Source organism: Mucilaginibacter sp. OK283 (assembly GCF_900110415.1).
GTDB lineage: Bacteria > Bacteroidota > Bacteroidia > Sphingobacteriales > Sphingobacteriaceae > Mucilaginibacter.
In genome coordinates, this window is record NZ_FODR01000003.1 from 269,132 (window position 1) to 291,653 (window position 22,522).

Sequence of the window (22,522 nt, forward strand, 5' to 3'; positions counted from 1 at the left end):
GCTTATGTTATTCCTCATCATCCTCATATTATCTTTTGCAAGCGGTTTCTTTTTACCCTGGTGGGTTGTGGCCATAGCCGCGTTTTTGGCCGCGTTGTTTGCCGGTAAAACAGCAAGGCAGGCATTTATCTCGGGCTTTGGCGCTGTGTTTATTGTATGGGTGGTGCTGGCCCTGTTTAAAAGTATCCCTAACGATCACATTTTGGCCAAACGCATAGCCGCATTGTTTCATTTGCCGTCGTGGTGGTTAATACTGGTTATTACTGGTGTAGTTGGTGGTTTGGTGGCGGGATTTGCGGCCTTATCAGGGCTTTTGGTTAAGAAAGCCTTTGAAAAGGAAGAGGTGGTTTAATAAACAGATACCAGATAAATGGGCCGTTCCTACGGAACTTTAAACAGGTATGGTTGCGTTGTCCACGGGTTGAAACCCGTGGCTAATAAATGCCCCGTCCGCTATGCGGACTTTGGTGCGGGGGACAGAATACATTATATGTAAGGTGAGAAGCTATCTAAAAACGAGATTTATTCATTGCCGTTGACTTTAGTCAACGGTAAAAGAAGGTATCATTGCTGGCTTTAACCAAATTATTCAGTGGAATTTGGCTAAAGCCATTCTCTTCTTAGTCATTATTCCGTTGACTAAAGTCAACGGAAATGATTTATATCTGATACATAAATAATCTAAATCAAATTTAGGAGGTTCTTAGAACTGGAAACTTTCGGCTCAATTCTGAATGAATTGTATTATCGGGCATCTGTCCTTAATTCATCAAGTTTTGCGCTTGCAGTTCCCCAAGGGCGTAGCCCTGGCACATTTTGTAGCAACGGGTTTCAACCCGTTGAATACATAAACAATAACAATTTAGTGCCATCGGCACGGTTCATTTTAATTGTCCCGCATCATCAAGATGGAAACCAATTATATATAAATTATCTACCCAAACCCGCTACACAAGATTGTGCTAAAATTTAGGGGGGGCCAAATTTTGTTTACCATAAAATTTATCAAAGCGACACCACTTTCCAAATCCCTCATTAAAATTCATTAGCTTTGATATAACCGTTTATAAAATCAGCCAAACATGAGGATAAAAGTAATACACACGTTACTTGCCATCTTAGTTTTTGTTTTTTTGACCGTATTTTACTGCAAAAATGACGCTCCTGTTGATGGTGTAATATCAGTGTGCTTCCCCTGGCTTGCTTATTGGGACCTTGGTGGGAAAACAGCCGACCATCGGCGCCATGAATATTTTTCTTCTCTTTGCTTATTGAATTTAGGCATTGCCTCACTCAGCATAGTAACCTGTAACGTGATGTTTCATTTACTATACCTCCGAAAGAACTATCTAACCACTTATAAAACCAGCTAAGCCATGAAATTAGTATCCTACAAAACCGAAGACCGGGAGCATTTGGGCGTTTTTGTAAACGGCCATATTTATAACCTCAACTCCTGCGATAAGCTGATACCCGATAATATGAACGAGTTTTTGTGGGGCGGCGATGAACTGATGGATCACGCACGCAGGGTACACGCCGCAATCAGCAGTGGTAGCATGGAAGCTAAAGAAGAGTTGTTTTTTGAGTTAATGGCCCCCGTGCCTCACCCATCATCATGTCGCGATGCCTACGCCTTCAGGCAGCATGTAGAAACCGCCCGCCGTAACCGTGGTGTTGCCATGATCCCCGAATTTGACCAATACCCTATATTTTATTTCACCAATCATAACGCCATACAAGGCGCCGGCGAAATTGAATGCATGCCCGATCATTTTGATAAGCTTGATTTTGAACTGGAAGTAGCTGTTGTACTTAATAAAAAAGGCCGCAACATCAGGGCGGTTGATGCGGATAATTTTATTGCCGGGTTTATGATCATGAACGATATGAGCGCCCGCACCCTGCAAAGGGAAGAGATGCTGCTAAACCTTGGGCCTGCAAAAGGAAAAGATTTTTCGACGGTGATTGGCCCCTGGCTGGTGACGCCTGATGATCTGGAAAAATATAAGGTACCGGCCAAACCGGGCCATACAGGCAATGCCTATAACCTGGACATGAAATGCGTGGTAAACGGTAAACAGGTATCTGCCGGCAATATGGCCGATATGGAATGGACCTTCGCCGAGATCATCGAGCGTTGCGCCTATGGATGCGATGTATTGCCCGGCGATGTGATAGGATCCGGAACGGTTGGTACGGGTTGTTTCCTGGAACTAAACGGAACGGGATTATCAAACGACGCAACTTATCAGCCCCAGTGGCTAAAAGATGGCGACTTGGTAGAAATGGAAGTTACCGGCCTGGGTATGCTTGGTAATATAATTACAAAGGCAAAAGACGATTTTTCGATACTAAGCTTGAAGAAGAAATAGTTCGAAGTCTAAAGTTCGAAGTCTTAAGTTTTAAGTCACAACCAAATCAGACTCAAAACTTAAGACTTCGGACTTTAGACTATTTAAAGGCTTTTAAAGCATCTTTCAAGTCCTTAACCTCTTCCGAGTCGTTTTTGGCGCTTGCAAAAATATCCTGCGAAGAATCGGTATTGCCATAATAATTTTCGTCGGCGTTGTTATCAATATTCAGGCCCGAACCATTCAGGCTGATGCCCGCAAAAAGGCCGCGGCTGCGCGAATAGGAATAAATTTCGGCCTCCAGTTTGTAATCGGTAGTGGCCGATTTATTGCGGTTAACAGGTCCCGCTGCTGCCGATATATCGCCACCGATAGTGAAATTGCCTTTTTTGATATCAGTTAACACGCTTTTGTGACGGAAAACCAGGATCAGATCAACAGATTGTACACCTATCTGGAAACCAACGCTGCCACCTGTAAGGGTAACAAAAACCGGGTCGCTCCATTTACCATCGGCAAGCTTCACCATAGCCACTCCCTTGCCGCGTTTACCGCCAATACCCAGGCCGGCATTAATCAATTTAGGGATGATTACGATGCCTTCATATTTTTTCATCAGTTCGGCCGGGATGCTTTCTTTCATCTCAGCAAAGTTTTTCAGCACATTGGCCGAATTTTGGATCCGCTCCGTTTCCTTATCGTCGGCTTTGGCCGATATCAGCACAAAAAAAAGGCTTAATATTAACGGGAATTTTAACAGTTTTAACGTTTTCATGGGGTGTATAAATTAAATGCAATGTTAGCAATTAACGTAAGCAACTCATAAAACGTGCAGTTGTTTGTGTTATTTATTAACCTTTGTGTGACTTACGGGAGAATCGCGGTAAATAAACCTGTAACTTAAATCAATGGCGATGAAGTTAAATAACTCATCGCCATTGATTTGTTTAGGCTAAAGCCTAACCCGGTTGCTTTTTTTAAGCGGAAAAAACAAGCGGGTATTTGCTGGAATTGCAATGCTTAGAACGCATTTAACGTTTCCTTTAACCCAATAACCGACTCTTTTTTACTGGTAGATATGGCGAAAATATCCTTTGACGAATCGTTATTTCCGTAAAAACTGGCATTAGCCTTTTTGTCGATACCAAGGTTCGAGCCATTGATGGTAATGCCGGCAAATAAGCCCCGGCTGCGCGAGTACGAGTATATCTCGGCCTCCAGTTTGTGATCGGTACTGGCTGTCGAACTGCGGCCAACCGGACCGGCTGCTGCCGAGATATCGCCACCAATGGTAAAGTCGCCGTTTTTAACTTTGGTTAACACGCCCTTATGGCGGAACACCAAAACCAGGTCGACTGATTGTACGCCAACCTGCAAGCCAAAGCTGCCACCGGTTAATGTAACAAAAACGGGGTTGCTCCACTTGCCGTCGGGCAGCTTAACCATAGCCACGCCTTTGCCGCGTTTACCACCAATGCCTAAACCGGCATTGATTAGTTTGGGTATAATTACAATGCCCTCGTATTGTTGAAGCAATTGGCGCGGGATGCTTTCTTTCATCTTGCTAAAATCCTTCAATACATTTGTGGCGCTATGCACACGTTCGTTTTCCTTGTCGCCGGCTTTGGCCGATACCAATACAAAGAACAGGCTAAGCATCAATGGGATAGCCAAAAATTTTAACGTTTTCATGGGGTATGATATTTAATGTAATAGTTGATATAGAATTAACCCATAAATCCCATCGGTTGTTTTTAAATTAAATTATTTAACTGTATTGTTATCTCCGTTCAATTTTGCAGATAAAACAACAGGCCTGGGCGTTGCGCGCATGCAGGTATTCGATATCGGGATGCTGGTCAAATAAATCGTTTATCAAGTCATCTATGTCAGCATCGCCAACCAAACGGGTCACCGCCATCATCTGATCTTTATTGTATCCAATAAGTGATAGCGGGAAGCTTTGTTTATTCGCCTTAATTTCCGGCGGGAAACGGAATACATCGGTGTATTCTTCAACGTCTTCGGCATTCACAAACACTGGCCCAGGCTGGTTGTATGCATTCTCAAGTTCAAAGGGCGAGTGTTTAAATAACAATCGCTTGTCAACACCTTTGTTAAATGGTTTTAACGAGATGCGGCAGGGGCCCAGGCCGGTTGCCAGTTGTTCAACTACGGGGTTGCCAAAGTCGTCGGTCATGGTTGTTTTTATTTTTTGGACGAAGGCTTTGGATAGCGGGACGATTTTAAAATTGTTCATGATATTGTTTTTTATATAGATCAAAGGTGGCGCAAGGGGGAATGAGTTCAAACCCGGAACTTGCGGAAATCGATTTGCAAGTGTGCAGATTTCAGATGTGCAGATTATTCTTCCCATTTTGTTGGGCAGTTCAAAGATTATAGATAGATAAAAACATCTACACATCTTGAATTTGAAATCTGCACATCTGATTCCATATCTTTGCACCCGATGACGATGCCCGGTAAACAACATGTTTTTTCGATAAATAGTAAAGAGCAGTTTGAACAAACAGCTCTGCAGGTTTTTAAATACCAGGCACAAAATTGCGCCATATACAGGCAGTTTATTGAGGGTTTAAAAATCGATTTAGCAAAAGTTACTACCGTTGAAAAAATCCCTTTTTTGCCCATTGAGTTTTTTAAATCGCATGCCATTGTTAGTTCAAATGACCCGATTGAGGTCACCTTTACCAGTTCGGGTACTACGGGTATGATAACCAGTAGCCATCATGTAACTGATAAAACGTGGTACGAAGATAGCTTCAGGAATGCCTTCAGTTTGTTTTATAGCGATATTAAGGATTATACGGTATTAGCGCTATTGCCTTCTTATTTGGAGCGTGAAGGCTCATCGCTTATTTATATGGTTGATGATTTGATAAAACAGTCTGATAACCCGGATAGCGGCTTTTTTTTGTATAACCACGACGAACTTTACCAACAACTTATAAAACAACAGGAAGCTCAAAAGCCGACTTTATTAATAGGGGTTACCTTTGGGTTGCTTGACTTTATTGAGCAGTACAATATTCATTTCCCCGGATTGATAGTAATGGAAACAGGGGGAATGAAAGGCCGCCGCAAGGAAATGATCCGCGAGGAATTGCACCAGGTTTTGTGTAAAGGGTTCGGGGTAAGTACTATACATTCCGAATACGGGATGACGGAGCTGTTATCACAAGCTTACTCAAAAGGCGATGGCATTTTTGAGTGCCCGCCCTGGATGCAAATCATCATCCGCGATACTAACGATCCTATCACTACGTTAAGCAATGGAAAAACAGGTGGAATTAACGTGATCGACCTGGCTAATATCAATTCCTGTTCGTTCATAGCCACGCAGGATTTGGGTAAAACCTATGCCGATGGCTCGTTTGAGGTGTTGGGCCGGTTTGATCAAAGCGATATTCGTGGATGTAATTTGCTGATTGCTTAAAACTTATAGCCAACTTAAGTATTATTGTTATTTTTGCACGCATCATAAATGCTGAAAACATGATTGAGAAATTTTTAAACGAGGAACAAGATCCAAAAACGGTTGAGAAAGTTTATTTCCGCCTGGTCGACCTGCTTTCTTCTGGTGAAGAGATCATTTACATAGCGGTTCAGAAAAAGCCATTGGTGAATTTATTTCCGGATTGCATTGCCATAACCAATAAGCGTATCTTATTTTTTACCCCGGCCAACCTGGGCCTATCCATCAAATTTGTTGATTTTGTATGGAAGGATATTGTTGATGTATATACAAAAGAAGAAATTATTGGCGCTATATTCAGCGTAAAAACTACCAACGGAGCCGAAATGGCTGTTGATTACCTGCCTAAAGTGCAGGGCCGTAAGCTATACCAATACGCCCAGGAACGTAAAGAAGTTGAGCGCGAAGCCCGCCGCCAGCGCGACCTGGAACAAAAACGTGCCGAATCTGGCGCTGTTCAGTTTGATAATGCGGGTCGCACAACGCCGGCTCAGCAGGTGTTTGCTGCCCAGGCACCGGTAGCCCCTTCACAAATACCAACGCCAGCACCTGTTGCTCCTCCGGTTCCAACTCCGGCCCCCGAACCTGTTGTACAACAGGCTGCAGCCCCAAAACCTGATGAACTCACTGAAAAGTTAAAGAGGCTTAAAATGCTTTTTGATAACGGCCTGATATCGCAGGAAGAGTACAATGCCAAAAAACTTGATTTGTTAAGCGATTTTTAGATTGGTCATTAGTCATTGGTCATTGGTGAAAATGGCTATAGGAGTTCAAAATAGCGATTCTTGGGGTTTTAGCCTTTGATGTTTGGATTGCAGAAATTCAATGACTAACGACAGCGTAGTGAAATGACCAATGACGGCGTAGCCAACTCTAATTTAAAAGCCGTTCATCAAAGCTAAATGCTTCTGTGTTCGTTAGTTTTATCGCCCATGCAGCGGGATGTAAGGGATTTATAAGGTAGTTGTATTCGGCAGGTACAATGGATGAAGGAACTTTCATGGCCAGGCATTCACGTTTCTTCAAAAACTCATCACCTAATTGGCGCAATGTAACCGGGGCAGGTATCTCCCGCCAATTTGCGGGTAACAAAGCAGGGTTCAGCACATAGATGTTATCTTCGGGGATCTCAATTTCTACAAGGCAAAAATTATCAGGTACTAATAGGGGAGGCAAATGGACTAATACCTCAAGTACCGCCAGCGCCCGTGATGACGCCGTGTAAAGCATCGATTTACCTTCACTATTCCAGCGGCCTCCATATAAGCGGGCCCCTGTGCCTGTTAAATCACCGGCATAGTTGCAGTTGGCAATGCGGTAAACTGTCATCAGGCAAAAATACCATGCTCAATCCGGCCCAGTTCTTTAAAAACCATATCAAAACCTGCAGATGTATCCAGGATGGTAACAGGGGCCTCGCCTTTAAAAATAAGTGATGGCGTTTTTATCCAGGTTTTGAATTTATCCATCGAACCAAAAACTTCCTGCCCACGGGTATAAAGGCGGGCAAGCTCAACGGCTTTTTCGGCGTATTCAGTTTTAATAATGGCATCATCTTCGTAGCGCTGTAAAGTACGCTCGCTAATGTGTAAGATGACGGCTAACTCCTGTAGGGTTAATGATATTTTTTTTGCCAGTGAAAGTAGCGCGCTTTTGGGGAAACCCTGACGAGCCAGGTTAATGATGTCAAAATCGGAGTTGAGGGTTAATGCTTTTGTACCTCCAAGCAAGTTGTAAAATGAAGGCATAGTACCCATGTTGCCATAAGCAACCATAGGCTCATGGAGTACACTTTGTGCTTCTTTTTTTGTTTTGTACGACATATATACAAATATAATTACCATATGTCGTATTTGCAAGTATTAATCAATAAAAAAGCGATGAGTTTTAGGCTCATCGCTTCTTTGATTTCAAGACTTGCGAAGTTTCAAAAACTTCGCAAGTATAATAACGTGTTTATTCTGCTACTATCAAAAAGTAGTTCTTTTTTCCTTTTTGTGCTACTATAAATTTCCCGTTTATCAGAGCATCTGCATTATAAACGTCATCGGCCGTTGCAATCTTTACTTTGTTTATCGACGCGCCACCACCAACAATCGTTTTCTTTGCTTCACCCTTTGATGGGAAGATGGTGGTTTTAACAGCTAACAAATCGGTAATACTGATGCCCTCATGTAATTCAGTTAACGAAATTGCAAAGTTGGGTACACCGGCAAATAACGCCAATACCTCGGCATCGTTCAGTTCGCTTAAAAACTCTATGCCAACATTCCCAAATAAAAACTCCGATGATTTAATCGCTTTTTCATACTCGGCTTCGCCATGCACACGGATAGTGATATCTTTTGCCAATGCTTTTTGTAACACCCTTGTATGTGGTGCTGCATCGTGATCGGCCTCCCAGGTTTCAATTACTTCGCGATCATACAAGGTAAAAATCCTGACGTATGCCTTCGCGTCAACATCGGTGGTGTTTAACCAAAACTGGTAAAACTGGTAAGGCGATGTGCGCTCTGCATCCAACCAAACGGCGCCGCTTTCGGTTTTGCCAAATTTAGTACCATCTGCTTTTTTTATTAGTTGGGTAGTAAGTGCAAAAGCCTCACCCGCATCTTTTCTGCGAATCAGTTCGGTACCGGTAACAATATTGCCCCATTGGTCGCTGCCACCCATTTGTATGGTGCAATTATGGTGTTTCCACAGGTAATAAAAATCGTATCCCTGAACCAACTGGTAAGTAAACTCGGTGAACGACATGCCGGTATCACCTTCCAAACGTTTCTTAACCGAATCTTTGGCCATCATGTAGTTCACAGTGATATGCTTACCAACATCGCGGATAAAATCAAGAAAAGTAAAACTTTTAAACCAATCGTAATTGTTTACCATTTTGGCACTATTCATGCCGCTGTCAAAATCCAGGAAACGGGTAAGTTGCGCTTTCACCGCCTCCAGGTTATGCTGCAAAACATCCTCTGATAGTAAATTGCGTTCCTGCGATTTGCCCGAAGGGTCGCCCACCATACCGGTAGCCCCGCCAACCAATGCGAATGGTTTATGGCCCGCGCGCTGAAAGTGGATGAGCGTCATGATCTGCGTAAGGTGACCTACGTGCAGCGAATCTGCAGTTGGGTCAAATCCTATATATCCCGAAGCCATGCCTTTATTAAGCATTTCTTCGGTGCCCGGCATAATGGTATGCAGCATACCGCGCCAGGTTAGTTCTTCAACAAAATTCATATTAAGTGTTGTTTCAAAGGTTGCAAAGATATAAAGCTAAAGCAGAATATGCGTGAATGGATGGCAATTCATGATTTGTAACATAGTTAACTACAGGTAAATTCTATTTCAAATAATTACTTATTCTTTGTATCTTGAGCAAAACGGGGTATTTTGCAACTCGAGGCTTATGAATTTTTTATCGCATTATTATTTCGACAGGGATACCAGCAACTGTTACCACGTATTGGGAACGGTGCTGCCCGACCTGTTGAAAAATGCCGATAAACGCGTTGTTCTGCACCCCGAAAAGCTGCAACACCCTGATAACGATGTTAATTCAATTATAGTCGGCTGGAATAAACACCTGGCTGTCGACAGGTATTTTCACTCTTCTGATTTTTTTATCACACACTCGCATGAGTTAAAAAAACTCCTGCGCCCTGCAATCGAAGGCTCACCGGTTAAGCCATTTTTTTTAGGTCATATCGCATTGGAGCTTATTATAGATAATTTGTTATTAACCACGGGTATGGTAAAGGTTGATGAGTTTTATGATCACCTATCCGGCTGTAAAACAGAAACGATAAACGCGTTTTTAACTTTTTCGGGCCTGAAAAACACCGAAGTGTTTTTCAGATTTTATGAAAAATTTAAGGAGAGTAAATACCTGCATACCTATGCCGAAACCCACCAGATAGCCTATGCACTTAAGCGCATTTGCATGCGCATTTGGAAAGATCCTTTCACGCCGCGGCAGGAAGCGCAGATGAATGATGTGCTGGGCATCTACCGCAATTATTTGTTGGATAGCTTTATGTCGATTTTTGAGGAGATCGGTGATAAATTATCCGGTATATAATAGGTTGATATTGAGCTGATCCGCTATTTCAAAGGCCATTATTAATGCATTCCGCTTCTTAAAACGCTCCTTCTGCCTAAAAAGCCTTAATTATCAGCAATTAACATTAAATAATTCTTTTTTTAATAAAATTATGTCCTTACCTTTGCAGTCCCAATTAACAAATTGGGAAAAGGAGATAAATTATTTAATGGCAAAAAAACAAGAAGCAGAAAAAGAATTAAAAGCGAAAGAAGCTGAACTGGGTACAGTTACCGCATCTGGCGAAAAAGAAACTATTGAATCAGAAGCTGATTCAATCTCGATCGAAGAGATCAAATCTAAAATTGCAGCTACACCGAGCGAAGATTTCGACTGGGATGCAGATGACAAAAAGTTTGGTAACTACAGCGATAGCGACCGTGAAAAATTTGAGAAATTGTATGATGGAACTTTCAGTTCTATCACCAAAGGCGAAATCATCACCGGTACTGTTGTTAATGTTAACAACAAAGATGTAGTATTAAACGTAGGATTTAAATCAGACGGTTTAGTTTCAGTATCAGAATTCCGTGATACACCTGATCTGAAGATCGGTGACACAGTTGACGTATTTGTAGAGTCACAAGAAGATGCTAACGGTCAGTTAGTACTTTCACGTAAACGTGCAAAAACTCAAAAATCATGGGAGCGCATTAATTCAGCACTTGATAATGATGAAATCATCACTGGTTTTGTTAAGAGCAGAACTAAAGGTGGTTTAATTGTTGATATCATGGGCGTTGAAGCCTTCTTACCAGGTTCACAAATTGATATTAAACCTATCAGGGATTACGATGTGTACGTTGGTAAAACAATGGAATTCAAAGTTGTTAAAATCAACCACGAGTTTAAAAACGTAGTGGTATCGCACAAAGTGCTGATTGAAGACGATTTGGAAAACCAAAAAACAGAAATCGTTGCCCGCCTTGAAAAAGGTCAGGTATTGGAAGGTACTGTTAAAAACATTACAGACTTTGGTGTATTTATTGACCTTGGTGGTGTTGATGGTTTATTACACATTACTGATATTTCATGGGGCCGTATTGAGCATCCGCGCGAAATTCTGGCATTGGATCAAAAAATCAACGTTGTTGTGCTTGATTTTGATGACGAGAAAAAACGTATCGCTCTGGGCTTAAAGCAATTAACTCCACACCCTTGGCAGTCGCTTGACGAAAACATCGTTGTAGGCTCGAAAGTAAAAGGACGTATTGTTACTGTTGCTGATTACGGTGCATTCCTTGAAATCATCCCTGGTGTTGAAGGTTTGATCCACGTATCAGAAATGTCATGGTCACAAAACCTGCGTAACCCTCAGGAATTCCTGAAAGTTGGTGACGAGATTGAAGCACAAGTGTTAACACTTGACCGCGACGAACGCAAAATGAGCTTAGGTGTTAAACAATTAACTCCTGATCCATGGCAAAACGCTGGCGAGAAATACGCTATCGGCACAACTCACGTTGCTACAGTTAAAAACATGACCAACTTTGGTGTGTTTGTTGAACTGGAAGACGGAATTGACGGCTTAATCCACATCAGCGACTTATCATGGTCTAAAAAAGTTAACCACCCTAATGAATTCACTAAAGTTGGTGAAAAATTAAACGTGGTTGTTTTAGAGCTTGATATCGATAACCGCAAATTAAGCTTAGGCCACAAACAGCTTGAAGAAAACCCTTGGGATACTTTTGAAACCATCTTCACTATTGATTCAATACATGAAGGTACCGTGTTAAAAGTAACTGATAAAGGTGCTATCGTAGCTTTACCTTACGGTGTTGAAGGCTTTGCGCCAACCAAACACCTGGTTAAAGAAGACGGCAAAAGCGTTAAAGCTGAAGAGGCTGCTGAATTCAAGATCATTGAATTTAACAAAGAAAACAAACGTATCGTAATTTCACACTCACGTATATGGGAAGAAGCTCGCGCCGACGCTCGTGTTCAGGAATTTGAAAATCGCAAAAAAGAGGCAAAATCAGCCAGCAATGCGGTTAAAAAAGTGAAAGAATCAGTTGAAAAATCAACTTTAGGCGACCTTAGCGTATTAGCTCAGTTAAAAGAGCAAATGGAAGGTGCTGAAAGCAAAGCCCGTAAAGCTGCGCCAGCCCCTGCTGCTAAAAAAGAATCTGAAGGCGAAGAAGCATAAGCTTAACTGACGTAATATTCTTAAGCCCTTCCGAGAAATTGGAAGGGCTTTTTTTATATGATCAAAAAATAAAAGAATTTGTTTACAGAATATTGTAAATTTGATTAACACAATACAATAATGACTACACTCACCATAAAAGTAAAAGATGATAAAACGCTTAAGCTCATAGAAGATCTTGAAGCGTTGGATCTGATACAGGTAGTTAGCCACGATGTAAAGAAAACTTCAAAACTGTCTGCTTTGTTAAAAGGCAGTGTTTCTCCCGAAAAAGCTGATGCGATGCAAGCTGAATTGAATCAAATACGTAACGAATGGGACAGGAATACCTATTAGATACAAACGTAATAATCGATTTTTCGGCATTAAAACTTCCTGAAAAAGCTTACGAACAATTATCCGCTATTATAGATTCATTCCCTCAAATCTCGATAATCAACAAAATTGAACTTTTAAGTATTTCGGAAGTACCGGAACAAATACTTGCATTTGTTGATGAGGCATATGTTATCAAACTTGATGATGATATCGTTTCAAAAACAATTGAAATCAGAAGAAAATACAGGATTAAACTTCCCGATGCAATTATAGCAGCTACTGCTGTAATAATGAAGCTTCATTTAATAACTCATAATGTAAGCGACTTTAAGGGTATCAAAGGATTAAAACTTATTGATCCGTATACTCAATTTAATAAATACTTCTAATAATTAACCTTGATAACTCTTTAGTATTCACTGGCAGATATGCCCTTTGTCTACTATCGTATAATAAAATACCATGCAGGATACAAAACAAACCAGTAAGCTCATTAGCTATTGGCTCAGACATCATCCCGAAGACGGGAACCTCCAGCTTGATGATTTTGGCTGGGCAGCGGTTGATGAACTGATTAAGGCACTCGCCACAAAGGGGCAGGTTTTTACTCATGCCGAAATTGAGGAACTAAGCAAATCATTTGATAAAGTGAGGTGGGAATTTAGTGAAGACGGCAGTAAGATAAGGGCAACACATGGCCATTCCATTGAAGTGATTTTAGATGAAAAGGCTGTTAAACCGCCTGCTTTGCTTTATCATGGCACATCGTCAAATAAAATAGATGCCATAAAAGAAAATGGCTTGCTTGCCATGCAGCGACAGTTTGTACATTTATCAACAGAGAGCGAAGTAGCTATTTCGGTAGGCAAAAGGCACGGCGAGCCTTTGCTTATAGAAATTGATGCTGCGGCCTTAGCGGCCGATGGGTGGGTGTTTTATCAAACAAGCGAAAACGTTTGGCTAACTGCAGATATTCCTGTTAAATATCTTAAAATTGAACAAAAATAGTTTAAGCCATGGCCGGAGAAACCAACCTCGATACGCTATTGAAAAATATGACGCCCTTATTGAATGAGGGGGACTATGTTTATTGTACTGTTACCGATATTGATACTGTTGATATCAAAAACGTCTTGGGCATTTTTAAAGAAGAGGAAGCCGTTACAGTTATCCTGAAAAAGGAAATTGCCGATCAACTGAGTTTGAAATACGAATACATTGCCGCCTGGATTACACTAACCATCCATTCTTCATTAGAAGCCACCGGCCTTATTGCCGCTTTCGCTGCCGCCTTGGCCAAAGAAGGAATAAGCTGTAATGTAGTTGCCGCTTATTACCACGACCATATTTTTGTAGCTAAAAAGGATGCAGAACGGGCAATGGAGGCTTTGAAGCAATTGGCCAAGCAGTAAACAAAGAATAACCCTATCTATCCGCTAAATCCGAATTGGAAAATGTCATGATTGGCTTGTCATGAGTTTAAAACAAAGCAATGACTAATCTGCTGCAGCTACATCCACTTCCAAAACTCATCACTCAAAACTCAAAACTATTTACTATTTTTGCCCAAATCCACCCATACGATGCAAAATCTAACGCTGCTCGACGGACAGAAATTTCAGATCACCATACAACGTTTATGCCGCCAGCTAATTGAAAACCATAACGATTTTTCGGGCTCTGTATTGATTGGTATTCAGCCAAGGGGCATTTACCTGGCCCGTAGGGTTGCCGAAGAGCTCCGCAAGATCCTCCCCGAAAGTAAAATTATGCAGGGCGATTTGGATATCACCTTTTACCGCGACGATTTCCGTCGCCAGGGATCGCCATTGGTGCCCAATCAAACCAAAATAGATTTTATCATCGAAGGCAAAAAAGTGATCATGATGGACGATGTACTGTGGACTGGCCGTACCATCCGCGCCGCCATGGATGCCATGCAGGCATTTGGCAGGCCAGAGAAGGTAGAATTGCTGGCTTTAGTTGATAGAAGATACTCGAGGCATATACCAGTGGCGGCAGATTATGTTGGTATTGAGGTAGATTCTATTGCGAGTCAAAAAGTAGTGGTATCATGGAAAGATACCGATGGCGAGGATAAGATAGTACTTGTATCGGAAGTGCAATAAAGAAAGATAAACCAATATGTCATTGCGAGGAACGAAGCAATCGCGAACTTTGCAGGCCGGACTTGCGTACGGAGATTGCTTCGTTCCTCGCAATGACAAATACTAAATAGAGAAACGGAAATCCGAAATCAAAAAGAAATGGCAGGACTAAGCACAAGGCACTTATTAGGCATAAAAGATTTAAACCGGGCAGATATCGAGTTGATATTTGAAACGGCCGATACCTTTAAATCCGTTTTAAACCGACCGATAAAGAAAGTGCCTTCTTTGCGCGATGTAACCATTGCCAACATATTTTTTGAAAACTCCACCCGCACCCGTTTGTCGTTCGAGCTGGCAGAGAAGCGCCTTTCGGCAGATGTGGTGAACTTCGCGGCATCATCGTCGTCGGTAAGCAAGGGCGAAACCTTGATAGATACGGTAAATAACATCCTGGCCATGAAGGTAGATATGGTGGTAATGCGCCACCCGTACGCAGGAGCCGGCATCTTCTTGTCTAAACATGTAAAGGCCCAGATAGTGAATGCGGGCGACGGTGCACACGAGCACCCTACGCAGGCCTTACTGGATGCCTTTTCTATCCGCGAAAAATATGGAGATGTAGCCGGCAAAAAGGTTGTAATTGTGGGCGATATTTTGCATTCGCGCGTAGCGCTGTCGAATATCCTTTGCCTTAAACAATTGGGTGCCGAGGTAATGGTTTGTGGGCCCACTACGCTAATCCCTAAATATATTGGCTCGTTAGGGGTTAAAGTGGAGCATAACCTGATCAAAGCCTTAAACTGGTGCGATGTAGCTAACATGCTGCGCATTCAACTGGAGCGCCAGGATATCAAATACTTCCCGTCGTTAAGGGAATATACCATGCTATTTGGACTCAATAAAACTATACTTGATTCGTTGGACAAAGAGATTACGGTAATGCACCCAGGTCCTATCAATCGAGGGGTGGAAATTACGAGTGACGTAGCAGATAGCAAGCAATCTATTATATTAGACCAGGTAGAGAATGGTGTGGCCGTAAGGATGGCCGTGCTGTACCTGCTGGCCGGACAAACACCATAAAAAATGAAGATGGAGCTGCTTAAATCATTTATCAGATCGAATTATAAAAGCTCCATTATTATTCTTCCTTTTGTTTTAGTGTTGGCATACTTTGGTCATTCGTTATATATCCCGTTTTTTTTCCTGTTATCTATAGCCCGTGATTATTATCATTACGAAGCAAAGCAATCTTACATCAATCGCTCAAAGCCAAAGGCCTTACGCCGGATGATATTTATAATATCAATTTTGTTAAACAGTGGGATGAGATCCGCAAAAAAGGCTTGTGGTTATATTGCATCACTGATGGCGGCATAATTCTGGGGGCTTATTTATGGTTGGGCATAAGCATCCTGCTGATAGCCACATCTATAGTTAAGTTTCAAAACCTTGTTAATGAGCCTGGAAACATGTTTGCGTTTATAGGTTATACGTATCTAACCGGTGCTGTAATCGGTATTATAATAAATAGGATAAGATGGCCGTATAATGAAGGCAGATTTATGAAACTGACCGACCCGCTGAGCGAAGGCTTTCAAAAAATGTTACTTGACGAACAATAGATTAACACTATTAAAGATGAAATCCAAAACACCCCATTGTTTAATTATACTCATCGTATTTTCGGTGATTTCATCTGCCGCATCTGCCCAAAGCATCCAGCAACGCAAAACCGATTCGGTATTTGCCTTGGTAAAGCATCACTTTAATGCCAAACAGGCCGATTCCATATATGCCCTGGCGGGCGATAGCTTCAAAGCGCAGCTAAGCCGCACTGCCTTCGGGAATGTGAGCGAAAAGCAGCTGTTTCCGCTGGGTGTAATCAAGGGATCGTCACTCGTTAGTTTTGTAAATAATAAAGTAGGTACCTATAAAGTCATATTCAATAGCATTACTTTACAATTGCTGATAGGCCTTGACCAGATGAACAAGATTAATATTCTACTTTTTCAGCCATTTAAAGAGGCTACCGCCCACAGGATAGAACGTGCTGCAACGTCAAACAAAATGCTTACCATCATAGATAACGCGGTAGCAGAGTCTGTTTCCCCTTACATTGAACAGGCTAATACCGCTGGCCTGAGTATTGGTGTTTTAAAAGATAATAAAATAAGCACTTACGGTTACGGCGAAACTGTGAAAGGCAAAAGTAACCTGCCCGATGCTAATACCATCTTCGAGATTGGCTCTATCACCAAAACTTTTACATCGGTTATTTTGGCCTATTATGTAAACGAAGGTAAGTTAAAACTGAGTGACCCTATCACCAAATACCTGCCCGATTCTGTGGCGGCTAATCTCGCTTTAAAGGGTATCACACTGCTTATGTTAAGCAATCATACATCTGGCCTGGAACGGATGCCCGATAATTTGCCCGCGAACACCGATCCTCTTAATCCCTATAAGCTATACAATAAAAAGCTCCTGTTTGCTTATCTAAAAACCTGTAAGCTAAACAGTGTTCCGGGCGAACAATACGCTTACTCCAATTTGGCGGTTGGCCTGTTGGGCACCATACTCGCGCAGATGAGTGGTAAAACTTATGATCAGCTGGTAGCCGATATTATTTGCAAACCATTGAAAATGGAGAGCACAACACAATATTTAGCCGCTGCATTGCAGGCCCGTGAAGCGATTGTTTACAACGCTGAAGGCAATGTAACACCTCTATGGGATTTTGATGCGCTGGCGCCCTGTGGGGCTTTACATTCATCGGTTAATGACTTGCTGACCTATGTTAAAGCCAATATGGATCCGCCTGACGATAAATTGGGTAAAGCGATGGAATTAACCCACCAGCTAACGTTTAAAAAAGATGCTAAACTGGGCCTGGCCTGGCATATTATCACCGTTAACGGCGTAGAGTACATTTTCCACAATGGCGGTACGTTTGGCAGTAGTTCGTTTTTAGCTTTTAACCGCGATAAAAATCTTGCCGTAGTGGTGCTATCAAACTGCGGTGAGACAGTAGATATGGTTGGGATAAATATTTTGAAGAAATTGCAATAAGCGCCTTTCGCCGGCAATATTCAAACGTAATACATAATACAAAAAGAGGCTGCATCGAAAGATACAACCTCTTAGCTTTTTTAAGCCCTCTCCCTTCAGGGGAGGGTTTGGGTGGGGCCTCTTTTATAATTCCTTAGCCAAAAACGGATACCTGTAATCTGTCGGCGGATCGAAGGTTTCTTTGATAGTGCGCGGAGAAACCCAGCGCAACAGGTTAATCATCGAGCCTGCTTTATCGTTAGTGCCCGACCCCCTGGCACCGCCAAATGGCTGTTGGCCAACAACAGCGCCTGTAGGTTTATCGTTAATGTAAAAGTTACCTGCGGCGTTACGTAAGTGCTGGGTTGCTTTGGCAATGGCGTAGCGGTCCTGCGAGATAATAGAGCCTGTAAGCGCGTAGATGGATGTTTTATCTACAATGTTAAGCACCTCATCAAATTGATCGTCCTCATACACGTAAACGGTTAATACGGGGCCAAAAAGCTCTTCGCACATGGTTACATAGTAGGGGTCTTCCACTTTTAGCACTGTTGGCTCAATAAACCAGCCTTTGCTTTTATCATAGCTGCCACCGGCAACAATTTCAACTCCTTCATCAGTTTTGGCGGCATCAATGTATTTAGCGAGCTTATCAAACGATACTTCGGTGATAACGGCATTGATAAAGTTTTCAAAATCCTCAACCGGGCCCATTTTACATGAGGTGATATCGCGCTGCATGTTAGCCTTTACCGCGGGCCATAACGAGGCCGGGATATAAGCCCTTGAAGCCGCAGAGCATTTTTGTCCCTGGTACTCAAAAGCACCACGGACAAGGGCTGTGCTCACTACATCGGCATTGGCGCTTGGGTGGGCAAGCACAAAATCTTTACCGCCGGTTTCGCCTACAATGCGCGGGTAGGTTTTGTATTTGTGGATGTTGGTACCAATAGTTTGCCAGATATTCTGGAAAACTTTGGTCGATCCTGTAAAGTGGATGCCTGCAAAATCCGGGTGGTTAAATATCACCTCGCCCGCAACAGGGCCATCAACATAAATCAGGTTGATAACGCCGGCCGGTACACCGGCTTCTTTGAATATTTTCATGATCACGTTGGCAGCATAGATCTGCGTGTAAGCAGGTTTCCAAACTACAACGTTGCCCATCATGGCGGCCGACGCAGGTAAATTACCGGCAATGGCCGTAAAGTTGAATGGTGTTAATGCAAACACAAAACCTTCCAATGGGCGTTGTTCCAAACGGTTCCAAACACCTTTGCCCGATACGGGTGGTTGTTGCTTGTAAATTTCGGTCATGTACTCCACGTTGAAACGCAGGAAATCTATCAGCTCGCAAGCCGAATCGATCTCGGCCTGGTAAGCGTTTTTTGATTGACCAAGCATGGTAGCCGCGTTTATAGTAGCACGGTACGGGCCGGCAATTAAATCGGCAGCTTTTAAAAATATGGCGGCACGTTGCTCCCAGGGCAGGTTTTCCCAGTCGGCTTTGGCGGCAAGGGCTGCATCAATGGCGGCGGTTACGTGGCTGGCATCACCTTCGCTAAAAGTAGCTAACAGGTGTTTATGATCATGTGGCGGGCGAATTTCCAGTTTGGTGCCTGTGCGTACTTCCTGCGCACCAATGTACATAGGTATATCTAACTGTTGTGCGCGGGCCTCGTCTAAAGCGGCTTTGAGGGCTACACGCTCTAAACTTCTGGGTCCATAGTTTAAAACCGGCTCGTTTACAGGAGCCGGGACATTAAAAAATCCTTTAAGCATAATGGGTCGTCAATTAATAGGGCAAAGATAGGCATTTGTGATTGACGATGGGTGAGGGGAGTGTCAAAATGTTGATGGAGTAGAATTGGGGCTATATTTCAGGGATTTTCCTGAGGTATCACCACTACATTCTTACCTAATGTTTTAAACCGATCGCCGTTTTCTTGTACTACGGTAATGGTAATGTGTCCGGTTTTACTGGTGTTTATATCGCGTACTTTGCCGCATTTTCCGGCATGGGTTCCCCCGATAACTTTACAGTCGTCTCCGTCCTTTAAATTTGCAATTGCCATATTTTTCATTTGTTTAGTTTGTAATTTACGCTTAAAGGTAATTAATGTCTGTTGATATCATTGTAAATCGCCAGCATTTTGGAGTTTAAACTCAGGCGGATTTTGGGCGTAAAGATATATTTGGGCGGTATAAATAATTCGTTAAAAAAAATTATATTCATACTAAAATGGAAATACTATTTATCATCATCGGCGTTATTGTTTTTGCCCTCATCGGTTTTGTTGCTTACCGTTTTTTTAAAGTAAAGACGCAACGAAAAAAACTCGAAAGCCTGCGATTTAATAGGATTCAGCCACTTTTTGATCAGTTGAACAGGAAGAGCGTAGGGAGTTATTCATTATGAAAGTAAAACTATTGGTGATCAGAACCAGCGATATGCAAAAGCTTGCCAAGTTTTATGAGCTATTAGGCTTTGTTTTTGAATACCACAAACATGACGATGCTCCTTACCATTATTCAGCTACCGTTGGTGAAACCGTTATTGAAATTTATCCGCTCACAAAAAGCCAAACCGAGGCCGATAAAAGCTTGCGCTTAGGTTTTGAGATTGATAATTTTGATACAACCATTGAATTGCTAAAGGAGAATAACGTTGTATTTGTATCACAGCCGGTATCAACAGCATTTGGCTTTATGAGCGTTGTTATTGACCCCGACGGCCGGAAACTTGAATTGTATAAAAAGTAAGATGAAAAAGCTACTTATATTATTCGCGTTATTGATAACAGTTAATTCAACTTTCGCGCAATCAAAAAAGGTTGTCGCTACAAAGTTGAGGCCGTTTATACCGAAGGACTATTCGGTACTGGCCTATGAAACCGGCGATCTTAACCAGGATACCTATCCGGATATTGTGTTAGCTTTAAAAAATAACCATGAAACAGATAGCGACCAAACAGCAAGGCCGCTGTTGATACTTTTTGGTAAAAAAGGTGGCGGCTTATCACTTTATGCACGTAACGACAGTGCGGTGCTTTGTAAAGGCTGCGGCGGCGCGTTTGGCGATCCGTTTGAAGGTATAACCATTAAAGGCCGGTATTTTTCGCTGGAGTATTATGGTGGCAGCCGGTACCGCTGGAACCGGATCACGACGTTTAAATACGACCCGGTAAAAAAAGATTTTATCCTGCATCGTGATGCAGGTGCATCATACGATGATGTGCAGGAAGACAAAAAATACACCAAAGATGTGTATCATAAAACCGCTTTCGGCAAACAGCGTTTTGTAAAATATAAGTATGATACAGATTAACAGCGCGCCATGAACATAGAAACGCTTCAATCCATTTGCCATCAATTGCCCGGTGTTACCGAGGATATCAAACTGGATCATCACCTGTGCTTTAACGTTGGAGGTAAAACCTTTCTGTTTACCGGTCCCGACTCGGTGCCGGTAACAGCGGCTGTTAAAGTGCCGGATGAGGACTTTGAAGAAACCCTTCAAAAGGAATGCTTTTCACCGCAGGCCTATATCGGCCGTTATAGATGGGTACATATAGCCGATATTAGCTGCCTTAGCCACAAGGATTGGGAGTTTTATATCAAACAATCGTACCGGCTGATAGCTGATAAGCTGCCGGCCAGGGTTAAAAAACAGCTTAATATAGCCGGGGAATAAACACCCCTTAATTGTCGTATCCGCACCGCATTGTTTTATCATTGGGGTGCTACATTTGCATCATAACAATAACAACAAACTATCATGGCAACTCAAATTTTTGTAAACCTACCGGTTAAAGACCTTAACAAATCAACCGAATTTTTTACCAGCCTGGGCTATAGCTTCAACCCGCAATTTACCAACGAGGTAGCCGGCTCGTTAGTGATAAGTGATACTATTTTCTTTATGCTGGTAACAGAGCCCTTTTTTAAAACTTTTACCAAAAAGGAAATTGCAGATGCAACTAAAGTAACTGAAACTATTAACTGCATCTCTTTAGATAGCCGCGAAGCTGTTGATGAAATGATAGCAAAAGCAGTTGCCGCAGGTGCCACCACGCCAAACGACAAGCAAGACCATGGCTGGATGTACGGCTGGGGTTTCCAGGACCTTGACGGCCATCTATGGGAGTTTGCGTATATGGACATGAGCCAGTTGCCGGGGTGAACAGAGTCAAGAGATTAGAGTCAAGAATTAAGAGAAAAATAAAAAATTCTGGTTCATTCTTAAATTCTGCGAATTCTGATTCTGACAAATTTTGCGATAGGGATCGGCGCGGATACCGGCCAATGTGGCTAAGGCCTGTGCAGTATGAGCAGAGAGCCCGGGCCGCAGGCATCGCCCTTTTTAGTAGTAAGTATCAAGTAGTAAGGTTTTTAGGGCAAAAGGGTTTTTATAAAATAGGTTCCTGCCTGTTATCCCAAAAAAATAAGATTTCAATTTGGGTTGCTTTTACTTGATAAAACATGGCGCAGTTTTTATGAATAAACCCTTTTCGGATATGGGGGGCCTGTTTTAAACTTTGAAATATTTCTGGCGACAGACTAAGTGTTTCGAGTACTTTGAGTGTGCGCTCCTCGAATTCAGCTACGATTTTATTTCCGAACCTTTCTTGGATCTGGAATTTTATGGCATCGAAGGTTTCAATTGCGGTGAGTGAAAAAACGACCGTATAAATCATTTAGCAGAACTTAACCGCTTTTTAAATTCATCTAAACTTATAGTGCGACCGGCAAGGATATCTGCCTGGCCTTTAGCGATACCATCTAATACGTGAGCTGGTAACATTTCTTCGTCCTGTTCTTCAAAAGGAATTTCTAACGCTTCAAAAAAAGCCTTGATAATCTTTTCCTGGCTTTTTGCGGGATGTACTACGTATGATGCCATGTTATAAAATTACAACAAATTGTTTTGATAACAAAAAA

General features: G+C 42.3%; 28 protein-coding genes. 18 read left to right on the forward strand and 10 right to left on the reverse strand.

Annotated elements, in window-relative coordinates:
• The first annotated feature begins 4 nt into the window (after positions 1-4).
• Both BMX56_RS09285 and BMX56_RS09290 read left to right on the forward strand, forming a co-directional pair.
• Positions 5-352: a hypothetical protein gene (locus BMX56_RS09285; protein ID WP_090644989.1), complete on the forward strand. Its 348-nt coding sequence runs from the start codon at positions 5-7 to the stop codon at positions 350-352.
• Positions 353-1,376: 1,024 nt separating this feature from the next.
• The gene (locus BMX56_RS09290; protein WP_090644994.1) at positions 1,377-2,375 is read left to right on the forward strand and encodes a fumarylacetoacetate hydrolase family protein; all 999 of its coding nucleotides are present in this window, start codon (positions 1,377-1,379) and stop codon (positions 2,373-2,375) included.
• A gap of 79 nt (positions 2,376-2,454) precedes the next feature.
• On the opposite strand, the gene BMX56_RS09295 is transcribed toward BMX56_RS09290, so the two are convergent.
• From BMX56_RS09295 to BMX56_RS09305, 3 genes are all read right to left on the reverse strand, one after another.
• Complete coding sequence (locus tag BMX56_RS09295; RefSeq protein ID WP_090644997.1) at positions 2,455-3,129, reverse strand: lipid-binding SYLF domain-containing protein; 675 nt, start codon at positions 3,127-3,129, stop codon at positions 2,455-2,457.
• Positions 3,130-3,374: 245 nt separating this feature from the next.
• Positions 3,375-4,046 (reverse strand): lipid-binding SYLF domain-containing protein, encoded by a 672-nt coding sequence (locus tag BMX56_RS09300; RefSeq protein WP_090645001.1) that lies wholly within the window; start codon positions 4,044-4,046, stop codon positions 3,375-3,377.
• 88 nt (positions 4,047-4,134) lie between these two features.
• Complete coding sequence (locus BMX56_RS09305) at positions 4,135-4,614, reverse strand: DUF1203 domain-containing protein (protein WP_090645004.1); 480 nt, start codon at positions 4,612-4,614, stop codon at positions 4,135-4,137.
• A 210-nt stretch (positions 4,615-4,824) separates the two neighbouring features.
• Here BMX56_RS09305 and BMX56_RS09310 point away from each other — a divergent pair, with 210 nt between their 5' ends.
• Both BMX56_RS09310 and BMX56_RS09315 read left to right on the forward strand, forming a co-directional pair.
• Complete coding sequence (locus BMX56_RS09310) at positions 4,825-5,811, forward strand: LuxE/PaaK family acyltransferase (protein WP_090645007.1); 987 nt, start codon at positions 4,825-4,827, stop codon at positions 5,809-5,811.
• 59 nt (positions 5,812-5,870) lie between these two features.
• Complete coding sequence (locus BMX56_RS09315) at positions 5,871-6,575, forward strand: PH domain-containing protein (RefSeq protein WP_090645009.1); 705 nt, start codon at positions 5,871-5,873, stop codon at positions 6,573-6,575.
• 148 nt (positions 6,576-6,723) lie between these two features.
• Here the strand turns inward: BMX56_RS09315 and BMX56_RS09320 are convergent, their stop codons facing one another.
• The 3 genes from BMX56_RS09320 to tyrS form a co-directional block, all read right to left on the reverse strand.
• Positions 6,724-7,179 (reverse strand): RES family NAD+ phosphorylase, encoded by a 456-nt coding sequence (locus tag BMX56_RS09320; protein WP_090645011.1) that lies wholly within the window; start codon positions 7,177-7,179, stop codon positions 6,724-6,726.
• Positions 7,179-7,673, reverse strand: coding sequence for a type II RES/Xre toxin-antitoxin system antitoxin (locus BMX56_RS09325; protein ID WP_090646173.1), 495 nt, complete (start codon positions 7,671-7,673; stop codon positions 7,179-7,181). Before BMX56_RS09325 ends, BMX56_RS09320 begins: the two co-directional genes overlap by 1 nt.
• 133 nt (positions 7,674-7,806) lie before the next feature.
• The gene (gene tyrS, locus BMX56_RS09330) at positions 7,807-9,090 is read right to left on the reverse strand and encodes a tyrosine--tRNA ligase (protein WP_090645014.1); all 1,284 of its coding nucleotides are present in this window, start codon (positions 9,088-9,090) and stop codon (positions 7,807-7,809) included.
• Between the two features lie 169 nt (positions 9,091-9,259).
• Between tyrS and BMX56_RS09335 the strand changes: the two genes are divergently transcribed.
• The 9 genes from BMX56_RS09335 to BMX56_RS09385 all read left to right on the forward strand — a co-directional run bounded on the left by BMX56_RS09335 (position 9,260) and on the right by BMX56_RS09385 (position 17,602).
• Positions 9,260-9,931 (forward strand): hypothetical protein, encoded by a 672-nt coding sequence (locus BMX56_RS09335; RefSeq protein WP_090645017.1) that lies wholly within the window; start codon positions 9,260-9,262, stop codon positions 9,929-9,931.
• A gap of 190 nt (positions 9,932-10,121) precedes the next feature.
• The gene (gene rpsA, locus BMX56_RS09340; RefSeq protein ID WP_090646178.1) at positions 10,122-12,101 is read left to right on the forward strand and encodes a 30S ribosomal protein S1; all 1,980 of its coding nucleotides are present in this window, start codon (positions 10,122-10,124) and stop codon (positions 12,099-12,101) included.
• A 120-nt stretch (positions 12,102-12,221) separates the two neighbouring features.
• On the forward strand, positions 12,222-12,437 hold the full coding sequence (locus BMX56_RS09345) for a hypothetical protein (RefSeq protein WP_090645020.1): 216 nt from the start codon (positions 12,222-12,224) through the stop codon (positions 12,435-12,437).
• The gene (locus BMX56_RS09350) at positions 12,416-12,808 is read left to right on the forward strand and encodes a type II toxin-antitoxin system VapC family toxin (protein WP_090645023.1); all 393 of its coding nucleotides are present in this window, start codon (positions 12,416-12,418) and stop codon (positions 12,806-12,808) included. Before BMX56_RS09345 ends, BMX56_RS09350 begins: the two co-directional genes overlap by 22 nt.
• Before the next feature lie 73 nt (positions 12,809-12,881).
• Entirely contained in the window at positions 12,882-13,427 is a 546-nt protein-coding gene (locus tag BMX56_RS09355) for an RNA 2'-phosphotransferase (protein ID WP_090645026.1), read from the forward strand.
• 8 nt (positions 13,428-13,435) lie between these two features.
• A complete protein-coding gene (locus BMX56_RS09360; protein WP_090645029.1) occupies positions 13,436-13,831 on the forward strand; it encodes an ACT domain-containing protein in 396 nt (131 codons plus the stop codon).
• Positions 13,832-14,002: 171 nt separating this feature from the next.
• Positions 14,003-14,548, forward strand: a complete 546-nt coding sequence (pyrR, locus tag BMX56_RS09365) for a bifunctional pyr operon transcriptional regulator/uracil phosphoribosyltransferase PyrR (RefSeq protein ID WP_090645032.1) — start codon at positions 14,003-14,005, stop codon at positions 14,546-14,548.
• Between the two features lie 138 nt (positions 14,549-14,686).
• Positions 14,687-15,613, forward strand: coding sequence for an aspartate carbamoyltransferase catalytic subunit (locus BMX56_RS09370; protein WP_090467170.1), 927 nt, complete (start codon positions 14,687-14,689; stop codon positions 15,611-15,613).
• A 558-nt stretch (positions 15,614-16,171) separates the two neighbouring features.
• Positions 16,172-17,602 carry a serine hydrolase domain-containing protein gene (locus BMX56_RS09385; RefSeq protein ID WP_090645041.1) on the forward strand — a complete coding sequence of 477 codons (1,431 nt, stop codon included), beginning with the start codon at positions 16,172-16,174 and terminating at the stop codon, positions 17,600-17,602.
• A 123-nt stretch (positions 17,603-17,725) separates the two neighbouring features.
• Here BMX56_RS09385 and pruA read toward each other — a convergent pair whose 3' ends face one another.
• Together pruA and BMX56_RS09395 are read right to left on the reverse strand one after the other, a co-directional pair.
• Positions 17,726-19,363 (reverse strand): L-glutamate gamma-semialdehyde dehydrogenase, encoded by a 1,638-nt coding sequence (gene pruA / locus BMX56_RS09390; protein ID WP_090645044.1) that lies wholly within the window; start codon positions 19,361-19,363, stop codon positions 17,726-17,728.
• A 98-nt stretch (positions 19,364-19,461) separates the two neighbouring features.
• Entirely contained in the window at positions 19,462-19,656 is a 195-nt protein-coding gene (locus BMX56_RS09395) for a KOW motif-containing protein (protein WP_255369810.1), read from the reverse strand.
• A gap of 167 nt (positions 19,657-19,823) precedes the next feature.
• Between BMX56_RS09395 and BMX56_RS30105 the strand changes: the two genes are divergently transcribed.
• From BMX56_RS30105 to BMX56_RS09415, 5 genes are all read left to right on the forward strand, one after another.
• The gene (locus BMX56_RS30105) at positions 19,824-20,000 is read left to right on the forward strand and encodes a Z-ring associated ZapG family protein (RefSeq protein WP_177183762.1); all 177 of its coding nucleotides are present in this window, start codon (positions 19,824-19,826) and stop codon (positions 19,998-20,000) included.
• A complete protein-coding gene (locus BMX56_RS09400; RefSeq protein ID WP_090645051.1) occupies positions 19,997-20,344 on the forward strand; it encodes a VOC family protein in 348 nt (115 codons plus the stop codon). The genes BMX56_RS30105 and BMX56_RS09400 overlap by 4 nt, the downstream gene beginning before the upstream one ends.
• A 1-nt stretch (position 20,345) precedes the next feature.
• Positions 20,346-20,909 (forward strand): hypothetical protein, encoded by a 564-nt coding sequence (locus BMX56_RS09405; RefSeq protein WP_090645055.1) that lies wholly within the window; start codon positions 20,346-20,348, stop codon positions 20,907-20,909.
• Positions 20,910-20,918: 9 nt separating this feature from the next.
• Positions 20,919-21,275 (forward strand): MmcQ/YjbR family DNA-binding protein, encoded by a 357-nt coding sequence (locus tag BMX56_RS09410; RefSeq protein WP_090645058.1) that lies wholly within the window; start codon positions 20,919-20,921, stop codon positions 21,273-21,275.
• A gap of 84 nt (positions 21,276-21,359) precedes the next feature.
• On the forward strand, positions 21,360-21,764 hold the full coding sequence (locus BMX56_RS09415) for a VOC family protein (protein WP_090645064.1): 405 nt from the start codon (positions 21,360-21,362) through the stop codon (positions 21,762-21,764).
• Positions 21,765-21,990: 226 nt separating this feature from the next.
• Here BMX56_RS09415 and BMX56_RS30110 read toward each other — a convergent pair whose 3' ends face one another.
• Both BMX56_RS30110 and BMX56_RS09425 read right to left on the reverse strand, forming a co-directional pair.
• Entirely contained in the window at positions 21,991-22,278 is a 288-nt protein-coding gene (locus BMX56_RS30110) for a type II toxin-antitoxin system RelE/ParE family toxin (RefSeq protein WP_090645067.1), read from the reverse strand.
• Complete coding sequence (locus BMX56_RS09425; RefSeq protein WP_090645071.1) at positions 22,275-22,484, reverse strand: hypothetical protein; 210 nt, start codon at positions 22,482-22,484, stop codon at positions 22,275-22,277. The genes BMX56_RS30110 and BMX56_RS09425 overlap by 4 nt, the downstream gene beginning before the upstream one ends.
• Positions 22,485-22,522 lie beyond the last annotated feature (38 nt).

What these genes read in the sequence shown, in the direction of transcription:
- BMX56_RS09285 (WP_090644989.1), top strand. Translation starts at nt 5, where the DNA reads ATGTTATTCCTCATCATCCTCATATTATCTTTTGCAAGCGGTTTCTTT.
- BMX56_RS09290 (WP_090644994.1), top strand. Translation starts at nt 1,377, where the DNA reads ATGAAATTAGTATCCTACAAAACCGAAGACCGGGAGCATTTGGGCGTT.
- BMX56_RS09295 (WP_090644997.1), bottom strand. Translation starts at nt 3,129, where the DNA reads ATGAAAACGTTAAAACTGTTAAAATTCCCGTTAATATTAAGCCTTTTT.
- BMX56_RS09300 (WP_090645001.1), bottom strand. Translation starts at nt 4,046, where the DNA reads ATGAAAACGTTAAAATTTTTGGCTATCCCATTGATGCTTAGCCTGTTC.
- BMX56_RS09305 (WP_090645004.1), bottom strand. Translation starts at nt 4,614, where the DNA reads ATGAACAATTTTAAAATCGTCCCGCTATCCAAAGCCTTCGTCCAAAAA.
- BMX56_RS09310 (WP_090645007.1), top strand. Translation starts at nt 4,825, where the DNA reads ATGACGATGCCCGGTAAACAACATGTTTTTTCGATAAATAGTAAAGAG.
- BMX56_RS09315 (WP_090645009.1), top strand. Translation starts at nt 5,871, where the DNA reads ATGATTGAGAAATTTTTAAACGAGGAACAAGATCCAAAAACGGTTGAG.
- BMX56_RS09320 (WP_090645011.1), bottom strand. Translation starts at nt 7,179, where the DNA reads ATGACAGTTTACCGCATTGCCAACTGCAACTATGCCGGTGATTTAACA.
- BMX56_RS09325 (WP_090646173.1), bottom strand. Translation starts at nt 7,673, where the DNA reads ATGTCGTACAAAACAAAAAAAGAAGCACAAAGTGTACTCCATGAGCCT.
- tyrS (WP_090645014.1), bottom strand. Translation starts at nt 9,090, where the DNA reads ATGAATTTTGTTGAAGAACTAACCTGGCGCGGTATGCTGCATACCATT.
- BMX56_RS09335 (WP_090645017.1), top strand. Translation starts at nt 9,260, where the DNA reads ATGAATTTTTTATCGCATTATTATTTCGACAGGGATACCAGCAACTGT.
- rpsA (WP_090646178.1), top strand. Translation starts at nt 10,122, where the DNA reads ATGGCAAAAAAACAAGAAGCAGAAAAAGAATTAAAAGCGAAAGAAGCT.
- BMX56_RS09345 (WP_090645020.1), top strand. Translation starts at nt 12,222, where the DNA reads ATGACTACACTCACCATAAAAGTAAAAGATGATAAAACGCTTAAGCTC.
- BMX56_RS09350 (WP_090645023.1), top strand. Translation starts at nt 12,416, where the DNA reads ATGGGACAGGAATACCTATTAGATACAAACGTAATAATCGATTTTTCG.
- BMX56_RS09355 (WP_090645026.1), top strand. Translation starts at nt 12,882, where the DNA reads ATGCAGGATACAAAACAAACCAGTAAGCTCATTAGCTATTGGCTCAGA.
- BMX56_RS09360 (WP_090645029.1), top strand. Translation starts at nt 13,436, where the DNA reads ATGGCCGGAGAAACCAACCTCGATACGCTATTGAAAAATATGACGCCC.
- pyrR (WP_090645032.1), top strand. Translation starts at nt 14,003, where the DNA reads ATGCAAAATCTAACGCTGCTCGACGGACAGAAATTTCAGATCACCATA.
- BMX56_RS09370 (WP_090467170.1), top strand. Translation starts at nt 14,687, where the DNA reads ATGGCAGGACTAAGCACAAGGCACTTATTAGGCATAAAAGATTTAAAC.
- BMX56_RS09385 (WP_090645041.1), top strand. Translation starts at nt 16,172, where the DNA reads ATGAAATCCAAAACACCCCATTGTTTAATTATACTCATCGTATTTTCG.
- pruA (WP_090645044.1), bottom strand. Translation starts at nt 19,363, where the DNA reads ATGCTTAAAGGATTTTTTAATGTCCCGGCTCCTGTAAACGAGCCGGTT.
- BMX56_RS09395 (WP_255369810.1), bottom strand. Translation starts at nt 19,656, where the DNA reads ATGGCAATTGCAAATTTAAAGGACGGAGACGACTGTAAAGTTATCGGG.
- BMX56_RS30105 (WP_177183762.1), top strand. Translation starts at nt 19,824, where the DNA reads ATGGAAATACTATTTATCATCATCGGCGTTATTGTTTTTGCCCTCATC.
- BMX56_RS09400 (WP_090645051.1), top strand. Translation starts at nt 19,997, where the DNA reads ATGAAAGTAAAACTATTGGTGATCAGAACCAGCGATATGCAAAAGCTT.
- BMX56_RS09405 (WP_090645055.1), top strand. Translation starts at nt 20,346, where the DNA reads ATGAAAAAGCTACTTATATTATTCGCGTTATTGATAACAGTTAATTCA.
- BMX56_RS09410 (WP_090645058.1), top strand. Translation starts at nt 20,919, where the DNA reads ATGAACATAGAAACGCTTCAATCCATTTGCCATCAATTGCCCGGTGTT.
- BMX56_RS09415 (WP_090645064.1), top strand. Translation starts at nt 21,360, where the DNA reads ATGGCAACTCAAATTTTTGTAAACCTACCGGTTAAAGACCTTAACAAA.
- BMX56_RS30110 (WP_090645067.1), bottom strand. Translation starts at nt 22,278, where the DNA reads ATGATTTATACGGTCGTTTTTTCACTCACCGCAATTGAAACCTTCGAT.
- BMX56_RS09425 (WP_090645071.1), bottom strand. Translation starts at nt 22,484, where the DNA reads ATGGCATCATACGTAGTACATCCCGCAAAAAGCCAGGAAAAGATTATC.